19 protein-coding genes and 1 pseudogene are annotated in these 21,118 nt (G+C 71.2%); 1 reads left to right on the forward strand and 19 read right to left on the reverse strand.

Going from position 1 to position 21,118, the window contains the following annotated elements; all coding sequences use genetic code 11:
• Positions 1-13: 13 nt before the first annotated feature.
• Positions 14-975, forward strand: a pseudogene (locus MKW14_RS11225) (phosphotransferase family protein).
• Here the strand turns inward: MKW14_RS11225 and MKW14_RS11230 are convergent.
• The 19 genes from MKW14_RS11230 to MKW14_RS11320 all read right to left on the reverse strand — a co-directional run bounded on the left by MKW14_RS11230 (position 972) and on the right by MKW14_RS11320 (position 21,097).
• Positions 972-1,712, reverse strand: coding sequence for a sirohydrochlorin chelatase (locus MKW14_RS11230; protein WP_240861728.1), 741 nt, complete (start codon positions 1,710-1,712; stop codon positions 972-974). The pseudogene MKW14_RS11225 and the gene MKW14_RS11230 sit on opposite strands and share 4 nt — an antisense overlap.
• 6 nt (positions 1,713-1,718) lie before the next feature.
• Positions 1,719-2,597: an ABC transporter permease gene (locus tag MKW14_RS11235; protein WP_240861731.1), complete on the reverse strand. Its 879-nt coding sequence runs from the start codon at positions 2,595-2,597 to the stop codon at positions 1,719-1,721.
• Positions 2,584-3,369 carry an ABC transporter ATP-binding protein gene (locus MKW14_RS11240; protein ID WP_240861733.1) on the reverse strand — a complete coding sequence of 262 codons (786 nt, stop codon included), beginning with the start codon at positions 3,367-3,369 and terminating at the stop codon, positions 2,584-2,586. Before MKW14_RS11240 ends, MKW14_RS11235 begins: the two co-directional genes overlap by 14 nt.
• A gap of 35 nt (positions 3,370-3,404) precedes the next feature.
• The gene (locus MKW14_RS11245) at positions 3,405-4,523 is read right to left on the reverse strand and encodes an aliphatic sulfonate ABC transporter substrate-binding protein (RefSeq protein ID WP_240861735.1); all 1,119 of its coding nucleotides are present in this window, start codon (positions 4,521-4,523) and stop codon (positions 3,405-3,407) included.
• 233 nt (positions 4,524-4,756) lie between these two features.
• A complete protein-coding gene (locus MKW14_RS11255) occupies positions 4,757-6,085 on the reverse strand; it encodes a sulfate adenylyltransferase subunit 1 (RefSeq protein WP_240861738.1) in 1,329 nt (442 codons plus the stop codon).
• A 2-nt stretch (positions 6,086-6,087) separates the two neighbouring features.
• On the reverse strand, positions 6,088-7,023 hold the full coding sequence (gene cysD / locus MKW14_RS11260) for a sulfate adenylyltransferase subunit CysD (RefSeq protein WP_240861739.1): 936 nt from the start codon (positions 7,021-7,023) through the stop codon (positions 6,088-6,090).
• Complete coding sequence (cysC, locus tag MKW14_RS11265) at positions 7,020-7,556, reverse strand: adenylyl-sulfate kinase (protein ID WP_240861741.1); 537 nt, start codon at positions 7,554-7,556, stop codon at positions 7,020-7,022. Before cysC ends, cysD begins: the two co-directional genes overlap by 4 nt.
• Before the next feature lie 20 nt (positions 7,557-7,576).
• Entirely contained in the window at positions 7,577-8,287 is a 711-nt protein-coding gene (locus MKW14_RS11270; protein ID WP_240861743.1) for a phosphoadenylyl-sulfate reductase, read from the reverse strand.
• Positions 8,284-8,463 (reverse strand): hypothetical protein, encoded by a 180-nt coding sequence (locus MKW14_RS11275; RefSeq protein WP_240861745.1) that lies wholly within the window; start codon positions 8,461-8,463, stop codon positions 8,284-8,286. Before MKW14_RS11275 ends, MKW14_RS11270 begins: the two co-directional genes overlap by 4 nt.
• Positions 8,460-10,157 carry a nitrite/sulfite reductase gene (locus tag MKW14_RS11280; protein ID WP_240861747.1) on the reverse strand — a complete coding sequence of 566 codons (1,698 nt, stop codon included), beginning with the start codon at positions 10,155-10,157 and terminating at the stop codon, positions 8,460-8,462. The genes MKW14_RS11275 and MKW14_RS11280 overlap by 4 nt, the downstream gene beginning before the upstream one ends.
• Positions 10,158-10,285: 128 nt before the next feature.
• Entirely contained in the window at positions 10,286-10,369 is an 84-nt protein-coding gene (locus MKW14_RS41535) for a putative leader peptide (RefSeq protein ID WP_309486338.1), read from the reverse strand.
• A 127-nt stretch (positions 10,370-10,496) separates the two neighbouring features.
• On the reverse strand, positions 10,497-11,069 hold the full coding sequence (locus MKW14_RS11285) for a GNAT family N-acetyltransferase (protein WP_240861749.1): 573 nt from the start codon (positions 11,067-11,069) through the stop codon (positions 10,497-10,499).
• 13 nt (positions 11,070-11,082) lie between these two features.
• The gene (locus tag MKW14_RS11290; RefSeq protein WP_240861751.1) at positions 11,083-12,357 is read right to left on the reverse strand and encodes a hypothetical protein; all 1,275 of its coding nucleotides are present in this window, start codon (positions 12,355-12,357) and stop codon (positions 11,083-11,085) included.
• A 147-nt stretch (positions 12,358-12,504) separates the two neighbouring features.
• The gene (locus MKW14_RS11295; RefSeq protein ID WP_240861753.1) at positions 12,505-13,821 is read right to left on the reverse strand and encodes a GAF domain-containing protein; all 1,317 of its coding nucleotides are present in this window, start codon (positions 13,819-13,821) and stop codon (positions 12,505-12,507) included.
• A gap of 370 nt (positions 13,822-14,191) precedes the next feature.
• A complete protein-coding gene (locus tag MKW14_RS11300) occupies positions 14,192-15,826 on the reverse strand; it encodes an acyl-CoA dehydrogenase family protein (protein WP_240861754.1) in 1,635 nt (544 codons plus the stop codon).
• A 59-nt stretch (positions 15,827-15,885) separates the two neighbouring features.
• Positions 15,886-16,851, reverse strand: coding sequence for a 2,3-diaminopropionate biosynthesis protein SbnA (gene sbnA / locus MKW14_RS11305; RefSeq protein ID WP_240861756.1), 966 nt, complete (start codon positions 16,849-16,851; stop codon positions 15,886-15,888).
• Positions 16,852-16,887: 36 nt separating this feature from the next.
• On the reverse strand, positions 16,888-17,961 hold the full coding sequence (gene sbnB / locus MKW14_RS11310; protein ID WP_240861758.1) for a 2,3-diaminopropionate biosynthesis protein SbnB: 1,074 nt from the start codon (positions 17,959-17,961) through the stop codon (positions 16,888-16,890).
• On the reverse strand, positions 17,958-18,962 hold the full coding sequence (locus tag MKW14_RS11315; RefSeq protein ID WP_240861760.1) for a TauD/TfdA family dioxygenase: 1,005 nt from the start codon (positions 18,960-18,962) through the stop codon (positions 17,958-17,960). Before MKW14_RS11315 ends, sbnB begins: the two co-directional genes overlap by 4 nt.
• On the reverse strand, positions 18,959-21,097 hold the full coding sequence (locus MKW14_RS11320; RefSeq protein ID WP_240861762.1) for a non-ribosomal peptide synthetase: 2,139 nt from the start codon (positions 21,095-21,097) through the stop codon (positions 18,959-18,961). The genes MKW14_RS11315 and MKW14_RS11320 overlap by 4 nt, the downstream gene beginning before the upstream one ends.
• Between the last annotated feature and the right edge of the window lie 21 nt (positions 21,098-21,118).

Raw genomic sequence — 21,118 nt, forward strand, 5'->3', positions numbered from 1 at the left:
TAGGCTCCCCATCATGACCATGACCGATGACTGGTCCCACACCCGCCGGTGGGTGGAGCGGAGTCTGCGGCCGGGGGAGCGCATCCGGGACGTCGGCGCACTGCGGGGCGGCTGGACGTCGAGGATGCGGCGGCTGGAGATGACCGGCCGGGGCAGCCGTACACGCTCGTGCTGCGGTCCTTCGTCAAACCCTTCTATCTCAGGGCCGCTTCGGGACTGCTCACCCGCGAGGCCGACATCCTCCGTCTCCTCGCCCCGACGAGCGTCCCGGCCGCCCGGCTGCACGCCGTCGACGCGGCGGGGGAGCACTGCGACCATCCGTCGCTGCTGATGTCGCTGCTGCCGGGGGGCCTGCGCCTGGACGACGATGACGACGATGACGTGGAGCGCAGAAGCCGCCTGCTCGCCCGGCAGCTGGTCGCCCTCCACCACCTGCGGGTGCCGGAGGCGGACCGGCCGCGGACGTACGAGGCGTGGACCGCCCCGGACCGGGTGCGGGTTCCCGAGAACACCTCGCGGCCTCAGCTGTGGCGCCGGGCCGTGGACGTCATCCGGCGTCCCGCGCCCGACCACCGACCGTGTTTCCTGCACCGTGACTTCCACCCCGGAAACGTTCTCTTCACGGGCTCCGGAACGGACCTCGCCGTCACGGGGGTCGTCGACTGGGTGGAGACGTCCTGGGGGCCCGCCGACCTCGACGTGGCGCACTGCTCGTCCGCGCTCACCCTGCTGCACGGCGTTCCCGCCGGCCTGCGCTTCGCCGACCACTACCTGGCCGCAGGCGGCACCCTCACCGACGATCCCGACGCCCGCCGCTACTGGCGCGTCCTGGACGCCCTCGGCTTCGCCCCCGACGCCGAGAAGGTCGCCGTCCCCTGGCGGGAACTCGGCCGCACGGACCTGACCCCGGCCCTGCTCGCCCGACGCCTTGAGGACTATCTGCTGGCGTTGCTCGACTGCTTGCCGGGGTACTAAGCCCCGATCGCGGCCAGTCGGGGCAACCGCGCCCCGTCGTACCGCTCCAGCAGCACCCGCGCCACCTCCGGCGCCGGACCCAGCACGTCGGCCAGGACGTCCGCCTCGGTCGCGCCCCGGGCGATGCGGTCCGGGAGGAAACCGGGGGCGAGGACATACGGAGCGACGGCCACGCGCTCGCAGCCCAGCGCCCGCAACTCCCGTACCGCGTCCTCGGTCCGGGGGAGGGACGCGGAGGCGAACGCAGGTCGCACGGCGCACCAACCGGTGTGCCGCCACTCCCGCGCGATGTCAGCGATCACTGCGATCGCCTCCGGGTCGGAGGACCCCGCCGAGGCCAGGACGACCCCGGTCGAGGACTTGTCGGCGGGCCTCAACCCCGCCTCATGCAAACGCCGTTCGAGGGCCCGCAGGAGCAGCGGGGACGGGCCGAGCACCTCCGCCTGCCGGATGCGCAGCTGCGGCGGCGCGTCACGCAGGACCGCCGGGATGTCTGCCTTCGCGTGGAAGGCGCGGGTCAGCAGAAGGGGGAGGGCCACGACGTCACGGACACCCTCCTCCGCCAGCGACTCCAACACCCCGTGCACGGACGGGACGTTGAAGTCCAAGAAGCCCGTCTCCACGCGCAGCCCGGGCCGCAGCGACCGTACCCGGCGCACCAGGGCGTGCACGGTCGCCGCGTGCCGCGGATCGCGGCTGCCGTGGGCGATGACGAGGAGAACGGGCTTGTCGTACACCGGCGTTCAGCTCTTCACGAGCAGACCGCGGCTGCGCAGCACCCAGCGCTCCAGCGGGCTGAAGATCAGCAGGTCGATGGCGATGCCGACGAACAGGATCAGGATGATGGCCTCGAACACCATGGCCATGTCGCTGGCGGTGCGCGCGTTCTCCAGCAACTGGCCCAGGCCCACGCCGAGATCGGGGAAGCTGGCGATGATCTCCGCCGCCATCAGGGAGCGCCAGGAGAACGCCCAGCCCTGCTTCAACCCCGCCACATAGCCGGGCATCGCGGCCGGCAGGACGACGTGCCAGACGCCCTTGACGCCCGTCGCGCCCATCGTGCGGCCCGCCCTCAGGAACAGCGGCGGCACCTGGTCGACGCCGGACACCAGGCCGTTGGCGATCGAGGGGACCGCGCCGAGCAGGATGACGGCGTACATCATCGAGTTGTTCAGACCCAGCCAGATCACGGCCGGCGGCACCCACGCCACCGACGGCAGCGACTGCAGCCCGGACAGGATCGGGCCGATCGCCGCCCGCACGAACCTCACCCGCGCCACCAGCAGACCCAGCGGGGTACCGATCAGCAACGCGAAGAAGAAGCCCAGCAGACCGCGCGAGACGCTGGTCCAGATGTAACCCAGCAGATCGCCCTTCAGCCAGGCGTCCTTGAACTCGGCGGCCACGGCGCCCGGCGAGGGCAGCTTCGTCGGGTCGTTCACGATCGGGTACAGCACGAACCAGGCGACGACCACCACCCCGAGGGCGATGAGGGGCGGCAGGATCTTGTTGACCAGGGTCTGCCGGAGCGTCGGCCGGCCGACGGCCGCGGTCTCCAGTGCGTCCAGGCCGGCCTCGACGCTCCCGGCGTCCTGGGCCGGCGTCGTCTCAGTGCTGGCCATGACGGCGGATCTCCCCACGCAGTACATCGGTGATCTCAAGGGACAGTTCGGCCACGGGCGCGTCCTCGATGCGCCGCGGCTGCGGGATGTCGACCGCCCACTCGCGAGCGATCCGGCCCGGACGCGACGACAGCAGGATCACCCGCTGCGCCAGCCGTACCGCCTCGCGCACGTTGTGCGTCACGAACAGCACCGACACGCCCGTCTCCGCCCAGATCCGGGTGAGTTCGTCGTGCAGCACGTCCCGGGTGATGGCGTCGAGCGCGGAGAACGGCTCGTCCATCAGCAGCAGGTTGCTCTCCTGGGCGAGGGCCCGCGCCAGTGCCGCGCGCTGGCGCATACCGCCGGAGAGTTCGTGGACCCGCTTGCCGTACGCGCCCTTCAGCCGGACGAGTTCGAGCAGGCGCTCCGCCTTGTCACGGCGGTCGCTCTTGGGAACTCCCCTGAGCTTGAGGGCGAGTTCGATGTTCTTGCCCGCGGTGAGCCACGGGAACAGGGCGTGCTCCTGGAACATCAGGGCGGGGCGCCCGTCCGTGGTGATGGAGCCCGCGCTGGGCGCGTCCAGTCCCGCCACCAGGTTCAGCAGCGTGGACTTTCCGCAGCCCGAGGCTCCCAGGAGGGTGACGAACTCTCCCGGCGCGACATCGATGCTGATGTCGTCCAGGACGAGCTGCTGCCCACCAGGTGTCGCGAAGGACTTCGAGACGTGCTCGAGGCGCGCCGCGTATTCGACGGACTCGTCGGCCTTGGCGAGCGTCGTGGTCGTGGCCATGGTCGTCACCTCCTGGGATCCGATCGGGACGTGTGTCAGCTGGTGCCGAGACCGGCGGCGTCGACCGTGGGCTCACCCTCGGCCTTGAGGACCTTGTTGAGGATGGTCAGGTCGTAGATGCCCTTGAGGTCGGGCTTCGCCAGCAGACCGGCCTTCACCGCGTGCTCCGCCTCGGTGTTGAGGGTGGAGGCCAGCGGGTCGTTCGTGAACTGGATCGACTTCCACGCCGGGTCCAGGACGTTCGGCTTGAGGGCCTTGCCGGAGTCCGCCTCCAGCTGCTTGTTCGCCGCGGCCTTCGCCTGGTCCGGGTTGGCGTTGATCCACTTGTTGGCCTCGACGGAGGCCTTCAGCACCGCCTCGACCGCCTTCGGGTGCTCCTTGAGGAACTGCTGCCGCACGATGATGTTCGTGATCACGAACTTCTTGTCCGGCCACAGCGACGCCTCGTCCAGCAGGACCTTGCCGCCCTCGGCCACCAGCTTCGACGCCGTCGGCTCCGGCACCCACGCGCCGTCGATCGAACCGGCCTTGAAGGCGTCCGGCGTGATCTTGTTGTCCGTGCGGACGACCGTGACGTCGCCCTTGCCGCTCTGCGCGTCGACCTTCCAGCCCTGCTCCGCGATCCAGTTGAGGAACGCCACGTCCTGCGTGTTGCCCAGCTGGGGCGTCGCGATCTTCTTGCCCTTGACGTCCTTCAGGGACGTGACCTTCTTCGGATTCACGACCAGCTTCACACCGCCGGAGGCCGAACCGCCGATGATCTTCAGGCTCTTGCCGTTCGACTTGGTGTAGCCGTTGATCGCCGGGGAGGGGCCGATCCAGCCGATGTCGATGGAGCCCGAGTTGAGCGCCTCGATCTCCGACGGGCCCGCGTTGAAGGTCGCGTAGTCCGCCTTGGTGGCGCCCAGCTCCTTCTGGAACAGGCCCTGCTCGCGGGCGACGAGCGCGGTCCCGTGGGTCAGGTTGCCGAAGTAACCGATCTTCACGGAGTCGAGACCGTCGATCTTCGACGACCCGGCGGCGACCTTCTGCTTGGAGGAGTCCTCGCTCTTGCTGGAGTCGGACCCGTAGCCGCAGGCGGCGAGAGTGAGAAGGGGAAGGGCGGCGACCACGGCGACTCCGCGGCGCAGGAGGGTGGAGCGGTTGACAGGCACGGGAGGCTTTCCTCTCGTTGGCCCGGCGGTCACGGTCTCTCAGGTCGTGGCCGGGAGTTCGGCAGGGGTCTTCGTCGCTTCCGGGACGTCGGGTGGGGGGACGGGGCGCGCAGGCAGTGCGCGTACGTCAGCGCGCACATCGCGCCACTCCGCCCTGCCCGCTGCCGAGGGCGCCGCTGCCGACGCGGCCGCCCTCCTTCGCGAACGTGGAGTAGACATCGGGGGAGTTCATGTCAGAAGTCCCACCCGTCGTCCTCGGCCTCGTCCTTGACGGGCTCGGGGGACGCGAACGACTCGCCGACCATGCCCGCGGTGAGCGTGGTGCCGTCGCTGGGGTCGATCAGGATGAACGAACCGGTGCGGCGGGAGTCGGCGTAGGAGTCCACCGGCAGCGGCTCCGCGGTGCGGATCTTCACCCGGCCGATGTCGTTGGCGACGAGCTGTCCCGGGTGCGGGTGCAGGGACAGGTCGTCGAGCGTGAGCCGGGACGGGATGTCCTTGACGATCGCCTTGACCGTGCGGGTGCCGTGCTTGAGCAGCACCCGGTGGTTGACGGTCAGCGCCTGGTCGGCGACGTGGCAGACGGTCGCCTCGATGTCCTGCGTGGTCGCCGGGGCGTCCTTGCTGGGCACGATCAGGTCGCCGCGCGAGATGTCGACGTCGTCCTCCAGCAGGATCGTCACCGACTGCGTCGTCCAGGCGACGTCGACGGGCTCGCCGAGCAGGTCGATGCCGGAGATGCGGGAGGCGCGGCCCGAGGGCAGCACGGTCACGGCCTCGCCGACGCGGAACGAACCGGCGGCGATCTGACCGGCGTAACCGCGGTAGTCGGGGTGCTCGGCGGTCTGCGGCCGGATCACGTACTGCACGGGCAGCCGGGCGTGGCAGTGGCTGAGGTCATGGCTCACGGGAACGCTTTCCAGGTGTTCCAGGACCGTCGGGCCGCCGTACCAGTCCATGTTCGCCGACGGCTCCACCACGTTGTCGCCGGCCAGTGCGGAGATCGGGATCGCGGTGACCTCGGGGACGCCGAGTTCGGTCGCGTACGCCGTGAACTCCTCGGCGATCGCGGCGAAGACGGTTTCCCGGTATTCGACCAGGTCCATCTTGTTGACCGCGAGCACCACGTGCGGCACGCGCAGCAGCGCGGCGATCGCCGCGTGCCGGCGGGTCTGCTCGACCACGCCGTTGCGGGCGTCCACGAGGATCACCGTCAGCTCGGCCGTCGAGGCACCGGTGACCATGTTGCGCGTGTACTGCACATGGCCCGGCGTGTCGGCGAGGATGAACCGCCGCTTCGGCGTGGCGAAGTAGCGGTAGGCTACGTCGATGGTGATGCCCTGCTCGCGTTCGGCCCGCAGACCGTCCGTCAGCAGCGCGAGATCGGGGGCCTCCTGGCCGCGGTTGCGGGAGGCGTGCTCGACGGCCTCCAGCTGGTCGGCCAGCACCGACTTGGAGTCGTGCAGCAGCCGTCCCACGAGCGTGGACTTGCCGTCGTCGACCGAACCGGCCGTCGCGAACCGCAGCAGGGTGGTCTCGGAGAGTTCCGTGGTCGTGGTCATGGCTAGAAGTACCCCTCGCGCTTGCGGTCTTCCATCGCGGCCTCGGACAGCTTGTCGTCGGCGCGGGTGGCGCCCCGCTCGGTCAGCCGGGACGCGGCGATCTCCGCGATGACCTGCTCCAGCGTCACCGCGTCCGAGTCCACCGCGCCCGTGCAGGACATGTCACCGACGGTCCGGTAGCGCACGAGCCGCTTCTCGACGCTCTCGCCGTCCTTCGGGCCGCCCCACTCGCCGGCGGTCAGCCACATGCCGTTACGGCTGAACACCTCCCGCTCGTGCGCGAAGTAGATCTCCGGCAGCTCGATGCCCTCACGGGCGATGTACTGCCACACGTCCAGCTCGGTCCAGTTGGACAGCGGGAACACCCGCACGTGCTCGCCGGGCGCGTGCCGGCCGTTGTACAGGTTCCACAGCTCGGGGCGCTGGCGGCGCGGGTCCCACTGGGAGAACTCGTCCCGCAGCGAGAACACCCGCTCCTTCGCGCGGGCCTTCTCCTCGTCCCGGCGCCCTCCGCCGAAGACCGCGTCGAACCGCTCCGCCTGGATCTTCTCCGTCAGCGGCAGCGTCTGCAGCGGGTTGCGGGTGCCGTCCGGACGCTCCTTGAGCACACCCCGGTCGATGTAGTCCTGTACGGAAGCCACATGGAGACGCAGCCCATGTGCGGCCACCACACGGTCCCGGTACTCGAGGACCTCGGGGAAGTTGTGTCCGGTGTCCACATGCAGCAGCGAGAAGGGCACACCGGCCGGCGCGAACGCCTTCAGCGCCAGGTGCAGCATGAGGATGGAGTCCTTGCCGCCGGAGAACAGGATCACCGGCCGCTCGAACTCGCCCGCCACCTCACGGAAGATGTGCACCGCCTCCGACTCCAGCGCGTCCAGGTGCGACAGCGCGTACGGGGCGTCCGTCCCCTCGTGCACGGATGCGACGGTCGTCATGCCAGTCCCCTCTCGGTGAGCAGCGCGTGGACCGCGGCCGCGGACTCCTGGACGGTCTGGTGCTGCGACTCGATGCGCAGATCCGGCGACTCGGGCTCCTCGTACGGGTCGTCCACACCCGTCAGCCCGGTCAGCTCGCCCGCCGCCTGCTTGGCGTACAGACCCTTCACATCGCGTACGGAGCACACCTCGACCGGGGTCGCCACATGCACCTCGACGTACGGCGCCCCGCTCTCCTGGTGCCGCTTGCGGACCGCGTCGCGGCTGTCGGCGTACGGCGCGATGACCGGGACCAGCGCCTTGACGCCGTTGCGGGCGAGCAGTTCGGCGAGGAAACCGATGCGCTGCACGTTGGTGTGCCGGTCCTCGCGGCTGAAGCCGAGGCCCGCGGAGATGAACTCGCGGATCTCGTCGCCGTCGAGCACCTCGACGCGATGGCCCTCGGCGCGCAGCCGGCCGGCCAGTTCGTACGCGATGGTGGTCTTGCCGGCACTCGGCAGACCCGTGAGCCAGACGGTGGCTCCGGTCGTCACCTGCAACTCCTCGGTCGTCGTCATTCGTGCAGCCCGCACTCGGTCTTGGCCCGGCCCGCCCAGCGCCCGGCCCGCGCGTCCTCGCCCTCAAGGACCCGGCGGGTGCAGGGGGCGCAGCCCACGGAGGCGTAGCCGTCCATCAGCAACGGGTTGGTCAGCACGCCGTGTTCGGCCACGTAGGCGTCCACGTCGTCCTGGCTCCAGCGGGCGATCGGCGAGATCTTGACCTTCTGCCGCTTCTCGTCCCACCCGACGACCGGGGTGTTCGCCCGGGTCGGGGACTCGTCACGGCGCAGACCGGTCGCCCAGGCCGTGTAGTGCGCGAGGCCCTGCTCCAGCGGCTGGACCTTGCGCAGTTTGCAGCACAGGTCGGGGTCGCGGTCGTGCAGCTTCGGGCCGTACTCCGCGTCCTGCTCGGCGACCGTCTGACGGGGGGTGAGGGTGATGACGTTGACGTCCATCACCGCCTCGACCGCGTCACGGGTGCCGATGGTCTCCGGGAAGTGGTAACCGGTGTCGAGGAACACGACGTCGACACCGGGCATCGCGCGGGAGGCGAGGTGGGCGACCACCGCGTCCTCCATCGACGAGGTCACGCAGAAACGCTTCCCGAAGGTTTCCGCGGCCCACTGGAGGATCTCCAGCGCGGAGGCGTCCTCCAGGTCGCGGCCCGCCTGCTCGGCGAGCGCCTTGAGCTGCTCGGTCGTACGGTCTTCCGTCACGGCGTTCATATCTGGTCTCCCCCTGCGTCGGAGTGCTGAAGGCCCCGGGCGAGCAGCCCGAGGAACTTCAACTGGAAGGCCCGGTTGCACGCCGCGCATTCCCAGGCGCCGTGGCCCTGTTCGGCCGGACGCAGATCCTCGTCGCCGCAGTAGGGGCAGTAGAAGGGGGCGGCCCGCTCGCTCACGACAGGGCCTCCTCGGAGGCGCGCGCGGCCCAGGCGGCGAACCGCTCGCCCTCTTCGCGCTCGGCCCGGAACCGCTTCAGGACCCGCTCGACGTAGTCCGGCAGCTCCTCGGACGTCACCTTCAGACCACGGACCTTGCGGCCGAAGCCGGCGTCCAGACCGAGCGCGCCGCCCAGGTGCACCTGGTAGCCCTCGACCTGCTCGCCCCGGTCGTTGAGGACCAGCTGGCCCTTGAGACCGATGTCCGCCACCTGGATACGGGCGCAGGCGTTCGGGCAGCCGTTGAGGTTGATGGTGATCGGCTCGTCGAAGTCCGGGATGCGACGCTCGAGTTCCTCGATCAGCGCGGAACCGCGCTGCTTGGTCTCGACGATGGCGAGCTTGCAGTACTCGATGCCGGTGCAGGCCATCGTGCCGCGCCGGAACGGGGACGGCTTGGCCGTGAGGTCCAGCGCCTCCAGCGCCGCGACCAGCGGCTCGACCTGCTCCTCGGCGACGTCGAGGACGATCATCTTCTGCTCGACGGTGGTGCGCACCCGGCCCGAGCCGTGGGCCTCCGCCAGGTCGGCGATCTTGGTGAGGGTGGTGCCGTCGACGCGGCCGACGCGCGGTGCGAAACCGACGTAGTAACGGCCGTCCTTCTGCCGGTGCACACCGACGTGGTCACGCCAGCGCTGCAGCGGCTCGGCGGGCGGCGGGCCGTCGACCAGCGCGCGCTTGAGGTACTGCTCCTCCAGCACCTGCCGGAACTTCTCCGCGCCCCAGTCGGCGACCAGGAACTTCAGCCGGGCCCTGGTCCGAAGGCGCCGGTAACCGTAGTCGCGGAAGATACCGACGACACCCGCCCAGACCTCGGGGACCTCCTCCAGCGGCACCCAGGCGCCGAGCCGGACGCCGATCTTCGGGTTGGTGGACAGGCCGCCGCCGACCCACAGGTCGAACCCGGGGCCGTGCTCGGGGTGCTCGACGCCCACGAAGGCGACGTCGTTGATCTCGTGGACCACGTCGAGGAGCGGGGAACCGGAGATCGCCGTCTTGAACTTGCGCGGCAGGTTGGAGAACTCCTTGCTGCCGATGTAACGGTTGTGGATCTCGTCGATCGCCCAGCTGCCGTCGATGATCTCGTCCTCGGCGATGCCCGCGACCGGCGAGCCGATGACGACACGCGGGCAGTCGCCGCAGGCCTCGGTGGTGGACAGCCCGACCGCCTCCAGGCGGTTCCAGATCTCCGGCACGTCCTCGATGCGGATCCAGTGCAGCTGGATGTTCTGCCGGTCGGTGATGTCCGCGCTGCCCCGCGCGAACTCCTCGGAGATCCCACCGATCACCCGCAGCTGCTGGGTGGTGAGACGGCCGCCGTCGATCCGTACCCGCAGCATGAAGTACTTGTCGTCCAGCTCCTCCGGCTCCAGGATCGCGGTCTTGCCGCCGTCGATCCCGGGCTTGCGCTGGGTGTACAGGCCCCACCAGCGCATCCGCCCGCGCAGGTCGTTGGGGTCGATGGAGTCGAAGCCCCGCTTGGAGTAGATCGTCTCAATGCGTGTCCGCACATTGAGACCGTCGTCGTCCTTCTTGAACTGCTCGTTGCCGTTGAGCGGGGTGTGGTGCCCCATCGCCCACTGGCCCTCACCGCGGTGACGGCTCACCTTGCGGCGGACTGGCGCGGCGGCGGGCTTCTGCGGGGTGGCGGCCATGGTGGTTACGTCCTTCGGGACAGGCGGGAATTCGGCTCTGACCTGCGCGTTCGGGCGCATGGGCATACGTGCGCGGCGCTGCGCAAAAGAGAGGGAATGTCAGGAGATGTCGGGCTTCGCTGTGGCGGTCAGCTCGCCGGACAGATGGCGCTGGACATGCGGCCGAGGTCGACGTGCCGCCGACTCACCAAGGCAATTCCAGTTCCAGACATGACGGAAGCGTGTCATGGCAATCTGGACACAGTCCAGCTTCGTCCGCCATGCGGACACCCTTGTCTCGATGGGCAAGACATGGGTGTCATCGATCACATGCTCCGCACACGGTCTTGTCCTCGCAGGTCAGACGGGGTATGCGCCCGGCCACGGGCCCGGTGCGGCCACCTCCGGCTGCTCCTCGACCTTGGTGTCGAAGAGCCTGAAGCCCCGCCGGAGGTAGTTGTCCATCGCGTGCTCCCCGTCCAGGCTGCACGTATGCAACCAGACCCGCTTGGTCCCGGCCAGCCCCGGCCAGCGGTCCGCGAGGTCCCAGGCCCGGGCGACGCCGTACGACAGCAGGTGCCCGCCGACGCGCCGGCCGCGGAAGGCCGGGATGAGCCCGAAGTAAACGATCTCCACGACCCCGTCGTCCTGCGGCTCCAGCTCCACGTAACCGGCGGGCGTGCCCCGGTCGTGGGCGACCCAGGTCTCCACGCCCGGCCGCCGAAGGTGCTCCAGCCACCGCGCGTGACTCCAGCCGAGCCGGTCGATCCAGCGGATGTCGCCGCCCACGGACGCGTACAGGAAACGGCTGAACTCGGGGGAGGGCACCTCGGAGCGGACGATCCGCACGTCCCCCTCGGGCGCGGCGGCCGGCAGGAGGTCGGTCGGGGCGGTCTGCTCCAGCGACCAGGTGGTCACGGGGATGTTCGTCATGCCCGCCAGAAAATCATTCGGCCATGGATCTGTCGATCGAGCTCAGCGGCAGCGCGTACAGCATCCGCCCCGACTGGGACCAGACCTCGCCGGTCTCCTCCCAGAACGACAACGAGCCAGCCTGGCCGCCCCAGCAGTAGTGCGAGTCGTCCGAACCGCACTCGGTGGCCCTCGCCTCCCGCCGGTCCTGCCGCCAGAGCGTGCCCCGCCCGTCTCGACTGTCGGACGGCTGGTCCAGATACCAGTCGGAGCCGTACGACAGGACACCGGTGACACCGGTCGTCTTCGACTCGTACGCCTCACTGGCGACCGCCCGCCCCTCGGCGTCGGTGGCCAGCAGGCCGGCGCGGGCCGGGTCGCTGCTGAAGGGGTAGCGCCACAGCCGGGTGTGCCGGTCGCTGTTCGCGGGCACCGCCTCGCTCGCCACCAGGCTGTCGGGCGCGGTACTGCGGTCGAGGGAGACCGCCGCCGGACGCGGGGTGCCCCGGCCGAGCGCGTACGACCCCACGGCGGGCAGCACGTAGCGGGCCCCGTACGCCGACCAGCCGCCGCGGACCCGGCCGACCCGGTCGCTGTCCACGGAGGCCCGCTGGACGCGGCGCAGATCGTAGACATACAGGCTCTCGGCGGCGGTGACCAGCAGCTTGTCCTGGTACCAGACCAGTCCCGAGACGGCGGAGGACAGGCCCGTGTAGTTGCGGCCGCCGTCGGTCGGCACGGCCAGCAGCGCCCAGGTGTAGGTGAGGCGGTCGGGGTCGTCGGCGTTGACGAAGGCGACCCGCGCCAGACCCGGACTGCCCGCGCGGCCGGTGTCGTGGCTCCAGCCGGAGAGGATCACCCGGTCGTCGCCCCAGTGGCCGTCGTCGTCGGCGTCCCCGGAGGTCGTCACCGCGCCGGCCCGCCAGCCGCGGGTGTCGGCGGCGTCCCAGCAGTACGCGCGCGTGGCCGCCGGTTCGACCGGCAGCGCCGAGCGGTCGGCGGTCGTGCAGTCGGCCGGGGTGCGCAGCGAGCGGTCGGTGTCCGCGAGGACGGAGCGCACCCCGACGGGTCTGCCCATCACCGAGGCGAGCCGGTCCAGGGTGGCCCGCGGGACCAGATGCTCCTGGAGCGGGAACCCGGAGGCCCGGGCCATGTCGAGCGCCTTCAGACCGCCCGGGTCCTCACTCACCGTGGCCTGCGAGGCGCTGATCATGGTGGCGGCCGCGGTGAGCGCGAGAGCGGTCCCGGCCAGGAAAGCGCGCAGCGCGCGGCCACGCTTCTGCCGACGGTGCCTGCCACGACTCTTCATAGGTCCTCCCGAGGCGAGCCAACTGCGGCCAATGGTCCGTGTGTTGACCAAAGGCGCAGGTGGGGTGGCCCGTAGAGGGATGCTACGGCAGTCAAGGGCGGCTCGGCACGAAGACCCTGCAAATATGCGGAAGATGGTGCGTCACGGTCACTCGGTGAGACCGGAAGGACACATTCGGGGCATCCCGTCCGTCATCCGCGCGTTGACGACCGCGGGCGCCGTCGAGTGCGGCAGCAGATCGTGCGGGTCCTCCGGCAGCACCAGTCCGACCTCCGCGCCCTCCCCGAAGCGGTACGGCCGGTGCTCCAGCACACTGCCCAGGTAGCGCCGCACACGCGACATCTCGGCGCGCACGGTCACCGTGCGCGCCGGATCACCGAACACCTCCTCGGCCAGCCCCGCGGCACTGTGCCCGACCCGCCGCAGCGCCAGCAGGTACAGCAACTCCGCGTGCCGGGGACTCAGTTCGCGGCTCCAGGAGCCCGCGCTCCCGGACACCGTCACCGACCAGCGGCGCGGCTGGGAGAGGTCCAGCACGACCCGGGTCGCCGTCCTCGGCTCCGGCTCGGCCGAGGCGCGCACCAACCAGCCCCCGGCCAGCGGCTCCACCGAGCACAGCCCGAGCGGCGGCAGCCACCGGCGGCCCGCCGACAGGGACTTGGGCAGGGCGATCCGGCCGGTGTACGGCATCCCGGTGACCGCGGCCGTCCAGCCGTCCCGGTCCACCACCAGCGCCTTCCCGCTCAGCCGGGCCAGCACCGGGGCCGCCGTGGCCCGCAGCCGCTCCAGCGCACCCAGATGCAGCTCGCGCAACCGGGACTCGGCGAGCTTGGCCACCGAGTCGACCCAGGCGAGCGTCGCCGGGTGCATCGTCTCCAGCGGCCCGCTGACGTCCACCACACCGAGCAGCCGGCCGTCGCGCGGATCGGTGATCGGGGCGCCGCTGCAGGTCCAGCTGGTCTGCGAACGCACGAAGTGCTCGGAGGCGAAGACCTGCACCGGCCGCCGTACGACCGCCGGGGTGCCGATGCCGTTGGTACCGACGACGTTCTCCCGCCAGTCCGCGCCCAGTTCGAAGCCGAGCCCGTCGGCCCGGCGCAGCACCGGGGGACTGCCCTCCCGCCACAGCACCCGGCCGTCCTGGTCGGCGACCACCATGATGTGGTGGGCGACGTCCGCCACCGACAGCAGACCCTCCCGCAGCACCGGCAGGACGTGCCGCAGCTCCGTGCTCTCCCGGCGCCTGCGCACCTCCTCGGGCGAGAGCAGGCCGGAGCGCCGGTCCCGGTCCGGATCGATGCCGCCGCGCAGCATGCGCTCCCAGGACTGTTCGATCACCGGGCGCGGGGCGACGGGCCCGCGTCCGCCGGCGAGCGTGGCGGAACGGACCTCGCTGAGTACCCGCGCCGCACGCGCCGTGTCGACCACGGCGAGCTGCGCCACGTCCGTCGGCGAGAGTGCCACTGGTCCTCCCCGGGGTCGTCTTGACTGTCCGTCTCATAGTGCCGGTCCCGGGTGACGGACGGACACAGTCCGGCCACAGACAGCACCAAGTTGCAACCCCTTGCAACCCTGGTGAACGCTCCGAGCTTGTTTGAATATTGAGCGACGCCGTCCCGAGCGGCGTTCACGGCCTCGAACGGGCCAGTGCGGCGGGGGTGGTGCCGTGTCGGCGCAGCACCACCTCCGCCTTCGGCGATTCGGCCGGGGGCGCCTCCTGGGGTGCGGCTTGGTGTGGTGTGGCGGGTGCGGGCTGTGTGTGGCTTGTCGCGCCCGCGCGGCGGAGCCGCACATGGACACAGCCCCGCGCCCCTTGGGGGTGTTGGGCCTCTCGTCAGTTCGTAGGGCGGGCTCGGTCCACTACTGATGCCAGGTTCAGCGTGTGGGGCAGCGTGCCGAAGGCTGCTCCTCCGTCCGATCCCAGGCGGGAGGCGCAGAAGGCGTCGGCCACTTCGGGTGGGGCGAAGCGGGCCAGGAGGGAGCCCTGGAGGACCAGGGCGAGGCGTTCCGTCAGGCGGCGGGCTCGGGTCTCGATGCCGTCCAGGTCGGCGAGTTCGGTCAGCAGGTCCTTGATCGCGCCGTCGAGGCGGTGGTCGGCGCCGCGGGCCTTGCCGACCTCCTGGAGATACGCGTTCAGGGCGTGCGGTTCGCGCTGCAGCGCGCGCAGCACGTCCAGCGCCTGGACGTTTCCGGCGCCCTCCCAGACCGAGTTCAGCGGCGACTCGCGGACCAGCCGGGGCATGCCGGACTCCTCGACGTAACCGTTGCCACCGAGGCACTCCGCGGCCTCCACGACGACCGGCGCGCACCGCTTCGTCACCCAGTACTTGGCGGCCGGCACGGCGATCCGCAGCAGCGCCCGCTCCTGCTCGCCGCCCTCGTCGCAGGCGGCCGCGAGCCTGAGCGCGAGGGTGGTCGCCGCCTCCGACTCCAGCGCCAGGTCGGCCAGCACGTTGCGCATCAGCGGCTGGTCGGCGAGCTTCGCGCCGAACGCCTCCCGGTGGGCGCAGTGGTGCACGGCCTGCGCGACCGCCTGCCGCATCAGGCCCGCCGAGCCCAGCACGCAGTCCAGCCGGGTCGCGGCCACCATGTCGATGATGGTGCGCACCCCGCGCCCCTCCTCGCCGACCCGGCGCGCCCAGGTCCCGTCGAACTCGACCTCGCTCGACGCGTTCGACCGGTTGCCGAGCTTGTCCTTGAGGCGCTGGATGAGGAAAACGTTGCGGGAACCGTCTTCCAGCACCCGCGGCACAAGGAAACAGGTCAGTCCGCCGGGCGCCTGCGCGAGCACCAGGAACCCGTCGGACATGGGCGCCGAACAGAACCACTTGTGACCGGTGAGCTCGTACTCCCCGTCCCCGGTGAGCGGCCGGGCGGCCGTCGTGTTCGCCCGTACGTCGCTGCCGCCCTGCTTCTCGGTCATGCCCATGCCGAACAGGGATCCGGCCTTGAGCCGGGCCGGCCTGAGCTCGCGGTCGTAGATCATCGACGTCAGCCGGGGCTCCCACTCCGCGGCGAGAGCGGGATCGGTGCGCAGGGCGGGGACGGCGGCGTGCGTCATCGACAGCGGGCAGAGATTGCCGGCGTCCACCTGGGTCCACACCACGAACGCCGCCGCTCTGCGCACATGGCCGCCCGGCCGGGTCCAGGCAGCGGTCAGCCCGGCCGCGACGCCCTTGCCGAGCAGCCGGTGCCAGGCGGGGTGGAAGTCGACCTCGTCGACACGGTGGCCGTAGCGGTCGTGCGTGCGCAGCCGGGGCGGGTTCTCGTCGGCCTGGGCGGCCCACTCCTGCAGTTGCGCCGACCCGGCGGACCGCCCGAGCGCCGACAGCTCGGCCCGGACCTCGTCGAGCAGATCCGGGGCGAGATGGCGAGCGACGGCCGCGGTCAGGGCACGGTCGGCGCCGTAGACGTCGTAGCCGGTCAGAGGCGGGGGCTGGTTGGTCACGGTGTGCGTGGTGCCTGCCATGCCGCGAAAGTACCCCGTAGCGGCGCCGGTCAGCACACTTCGGTGCGCCGGGCGGTGCGTCACGCGAGCCGGGCCATCGCCGGCTCCCGCTCCAGCGCGTCCGACGGCCACCCCTCCCGGTACACCGTGTCCAGGTAGCGCTCGCCGAGGTCCGGGGCGATCGCCACCGCCGTGAGGCCCTTGCGGCCATGTTCCGCCAGCCACTGGCCCGCGCCGCTGATCACCGTTCCCGTCGAGCCGCCGAACAGGAAGCCCCGGGCGGCGAGCCGCCGGCACGCCAGCACCGTGTCGCTCTCCTCCACCCGGACCAGGTCGTCGACGTACGACTCGTCGAGCAGCCGCGGCGGCACGCTCGCACCCAGCCCGGGGATCATCCGGCGCCCGGGCGCCCCGCCGAAACTCACCGAGCCCACGCTGTCGACGGCCACGATCCGCACCCGGCGCCGCCACTGCCAGAACCAGCGGGCGCAGCCCATCAGGGTCCCGGTCGTGCCCGCCCCGACGAACAGGACGTCCAGGTGCGGGAAGCGGCGGCCGATGGCCGGCGCGGTCGTCCGGTAGTGCGCCTTCCAGTTTCCGTGGTTGGTGTACTGGTTGAGCCACACGTATCTGTCGTCGGACGCGCACAACGCGCCCACGTACGCCATCCGCGCGCCCAGGAAACCGCCGCGCGGATCCGGCTCCTCGATCACGTGCACCTCGCTGCCCAGCGCCTCCATCAGCCGGATCGTGGGCTCGTTGCAGCGCGCGTCGGTAACGCACAGGAACCGGTGTCCACGACTGGCCGCGATCACGCTGAGCGCGACACCCAGGTTCCCGGACGACGACTCGACCAGCACGGAGCCGGGCCGCAGCAGCCCCTCCCGCTCGGCCGCGTCCACCATCTCGGCGGCCGCCTTGATCTTGATGGAGCCGGCGAAGTTGAACCCCTCGCACTTCAGGTACAGCGGCAGCCCCAGCGCGGCCCGCAGGTCGACATAGAGCTCCTCCTCGTTGAACTGAACAGGGTCGGAAATGACGGGCATGATGCCCCCTTCTCATGCGTCACGCAGCCGGGCCGGTCAGCCGTACCGGCGCAGCTCGTGGAAGAACCCCTCGACGACGTCGAGCCCGCCCCGGCGGGCCACCTCGTCGTGGACGAACCTGCCGACCGCCAGGTCGAGCACCCCCAGTCCGAACGGCGAGAACACCACCGTCCGGTCGTCCGGGACGCTCACCCGGCCGGTCAGCACGTCATGGAGCGTGCCGTCCAGGAAGTCGCGGCCCCCGGTGAGCTGTTCGGCCAGATGCGGCGAGGTCTGCGCCTTCAGACAGTGCTCGACGTCGTCCACGTAGTTGGCCGAGTCCAGCAGGATCCTCGGATCGAGGTCCCGCAACGACACGTGCAGCACCAGCGGACGGTGCGCGAACCACGACGGGTCGTGGATGTGCGGCTCGGCGGCGACCGTCGCGAAGACCAGCAGGTCCGAGGCGCGGACCACGGACTCGGCGTCCTCGTGCACACCGATCCTCCCCTTCGCGCCCGTCCGCTCCAGATAGCCGCAAAACCCCGCCGCGCTGCGCGACGACACGTCGTACACGCCCGTCTCCTCGAACTCCCAGCCGGTGGCCGTGAGATGGGTGTGGATGTAGCGCGCGATCAGGCCGGTTCCCACGAACCCCACCCGCGTCGGCCGCGGTCGGCTCCGGCTCAGCCGGTCGGCCGCCAGCGCGGCCGAGGCGGCCGTGCGGGTGGCACTGATGACCGAGCTCTCCAGACAGGCGAACGGGTAACCGGTTTCGGGATCGTTGAGGATCAGCACCGCCGAGGCGCGCGGCAGACCGGACCGTGTGTTGTCCGGGAAACTGGAGATCCATTTCAGTCCGTCCACCCGCAGCGGTCCGCCGAGCGAGGCGGGCAGCGCGATGATCCGGGAGGCCGGACGGTCCGGGAAGCGCAGGAAGAACGACGGCGGGTTCACCGACTCGCCCGCCCCGTGCAGGAGGTACACGGCCTCGACGAGCTCGGCGATCTCGGACTCCCGCCCGTGCAGGACCTGTTGGACCCGCTCTCCGGAGATGACGGAGAAGGACGGTGCCGCGGCGGTCATACGGTCGGTGGTCATACGGTCGGTGGTCATACGGTCGGTGGTCATACGGCCCTCACCTCGAAAGTCGGCGCGCAGTCGGTCAGCCGTACGGGATCACCGAGCGCGGCCAGCACCTCGCGCGGGCCCTCGAAGGGCTCCCGGCTGTGCGCCGTGCGGATGTTGTCGACGAGCAGCAGATCGCCGGACTGCCACGGCTCGCGCAGGGCGTGCGCCTCGTACACCTCGTTGATGGCGCGTACGACGCCCTCGTCGAGCGGATCGCCGTTCCCGTGGCGGGTGTTGAAGGGCAGCCCGTCGGGGCCGTACACGTCGACCAGGTACTCGCGCACCTCCGCGTCCATGGTCCACTCGTTGAGGAAGGCGATCTGGTTGAACCAGCAGCGCCGGCCGTCAGCCGGGTGCCGGACCACCGCCGGGCGGTGCTGCCGGGTGCACAGGGAGCCGTCGTCCCGCCAGGCGAACTCGATGGCGTGGGCGCGGCAGTGCCGTTCCACGGCGGCCCGCTCGTCGGTGCCGAAGGCCTCCTCGACCGTGGCGCCGATCTCGTCGTTGTACGTCCGGGTCAGCAGCCAGCCCTCCCGCTCGAACCGCTCGGTCAGCTCGACGGGCAGCGCCTCCAGCACGGACGGTGCGTCGGCGAGGGCGGTCGCCCCGCCCGACTCCGGCGCCTCCAGACAGGCGAAGAGCAGCACACCCGGGAACTCGAGCGAGTAACTCAGCTCGTGGTGCATGCACATCTGCTGGTTGGGCGGCCACTTGGAGGAGGAGTACACGCCGTCCCCGTAGGAGCGGCGGGGCGCGAACGGCTCGCGGTCGGCCATCAGCGCGTCGGTGAGGTGCCCGAACACCGCCCGTACGGCGGCCGGTTCGGTCAGGCCGAGCCCACGCACGAGCAGGCTGCCGTGCCCGGCGACCGCGGCACGCAGCACGTCACGGTGCTCGGCGGCCCAACTCGCCGCACCGGCCTCCGGCTTGGCGTGCAGGAGCGGTGGGCGGCCGGGGGCTGTGTCGATGTCGGGCGAAAGAGCCGGGGAGACGTGCGTCATCGCACAGGTTCCTTTCCGTGGCGCTGGTGCAACAGGCCCGCCAGGTCGGCGAGGACCGGGTGGCGGGTGACGTCGTCGACGGTGACCGCCCGGTCCAGGGCGATCGCGAGCTTCACGGCGGACAGCGAGGTGCCGCCGCGGTCGAAGAAGTGGTCCCGGCGGCCGATCCGGTCCGCGGGAATGCCGAGCACCTCGGCCCAGGCGGCGGCCATGCGCCGCTCCCCGGGGCCGTCCGGACCACCGGAGGTGTCGCATTCCGGCTGCCGGTCCGCGGAGGTTTCGCGATCCAGCCGGTCGGCAAGGCAGGTGAGGGCCTTGCGGTCGGTCTTGCCGTTATCGGTCAGGGGCAGCCGCTCCCGCCAGTGCACGACCGCCGGCACCATGTACTGCGGCAGCGACTCGGCCAGCCGAGCCCGCACCCGGTCGGCGCCCACCGGATCGGGCCCCGTGCAGAACGCCACCAGCCGCGCACCCCCCACGACGACCACCGCGCCGTCGCGCACACCGGCCACCCGCAGCAGCGCGTTCTCGATCTCGCCGATCTCCACCCGGAATCCGCGCACCTTGACCTGGCTGTCCCGGCGCCCGAGGAACTCCAGCTTCCCGTCCGGCCGCCAGCGCCCGTGATCCCCGCTGCGGTACAGCCGCTCTCCGGGCCGGTACGGGTCGTCGGTGAAGGCCGCCTTGGTCCGCTCGGGGTCGTTGACGTACCCGCGGCCCACGCACACCCCGGAGAAGACGATCTCGCCGGGCGCGCCCAGCGGCACGGGCACCAGGTCCTCGTCGACGACGTAGACGCGGACGTTCGCGATCGGCCGCCCGAGCGGCACCCGGGCCCCGTCCGGCGCCCGGTCCATCACCTCGTGGTTGGTGTCGTCGGAAGTCTCCGTCAGGCCATAGGCGTTGACCAGGCGGATGCCGGGCTCGACGGCGAACCAGCGCTCGACCAGCTCCCGCTTCACCGCCTCCCCGGTCACCGACACACAGCGCAGGTCCGGCAGTTCGCGCGGCCGCTGCTCCAACTCGGCCAGCACCGCCTCCAGATACGACGGCACCACCTGCAGCACGTCGACGCGGCCCCGCGCGATCGTGTCCACGAACCGCGGCACGTCGAGGATCGTCTCCTGCCCGACGATCAGCGTCCGCCCGCCGGTCAGCAGCGCGGAGACCAGCTGCCACAGGGAGATGTCGAAGCACTGCGGCGCGGTCTGCGCGACCGTCCGGCCGGCGCCGACGCCCAGGTCGGCGATCTTCGCCAGGACGTGGTTGACGAACCCGGCGTGCTCGCACATCGCGCCCTTCGGCTCACCGGTGGAGCCCGACGTGAAGTAGATGTAGGCGAGTTGGCCGGCCGTGACGGGCAGTCCGAGATCGCGCTCGGCGTGCCCCTCGCCGTACGCCATGTCCACGAACAGCTTACGCACGCGCCCGCCCACCCGGGTGTCGCTGCCGTGCTCGGTGAGGACCAGGCCGCACTGGGCCCGCTGAAGCGTCCGCGCGATCCGGTCGGCCGGGAAGTGCGGCTCGACGGGCAGATAGACACCGCCCGCCTTCAGCACGCCGAGCACGGCCGCCGCCCAGTCCAGGTTCCGCTCCATCACCACGGCGACCACACCCTCGTGCCGCAGCCCCCGGGCGAGCAGCGCCCGCGCTATGCGGTTGGCACGGGAGTTCAGCTCGCCGTACGTCCACCGCCGGCCGTCCTGGACGACGGCCACCTCGTACGGGTGCAGCGCCACCCGCTCCTCGAACAGCTCGTGCACCCGCCGGTCCGGCAGCGGTCGGCACGGACCCGCCAACTCGTCCAGCTGGAAGCGGAGTTCCTCCTCGGAGAGCAGGGTGGGCCGGTGCGGGTCGGTGAGGGCGGTGAGGTGGTATCCGGCGACACGGGCGGCGGCCCGGGCGTCGAGGAGGTCGGTGCGGTAGCGCAGCCGCAGGGTGCGGCCCTGGAGACCGACCTGCAGACCGGGGTCGGCGAGGGCCGGGGTTGCGTGTTCGCCGGAGAGTTCGGCGAGCACCCTTTGGTGGGCGGCCGCGAGGGCCGACGGATCGCCCGGCACGCTCTCCGGCAGTGCGATGTCGTACTCCGCGACGCCCGGTACCGGGTCGAGCGTCCAGCGCGGGATGATGTCCATGGATCTCTTCCCCCTGTTTTC

The organism is Streptomyces gilvus, assembly GCF_022513565.1.
Classification (GTDB): Bacteria; Actinomycetota; Actinomycetes; order Streptomycetales; family Streptomycetaceae; genus Streptomyces; species Streptomyces gilvus.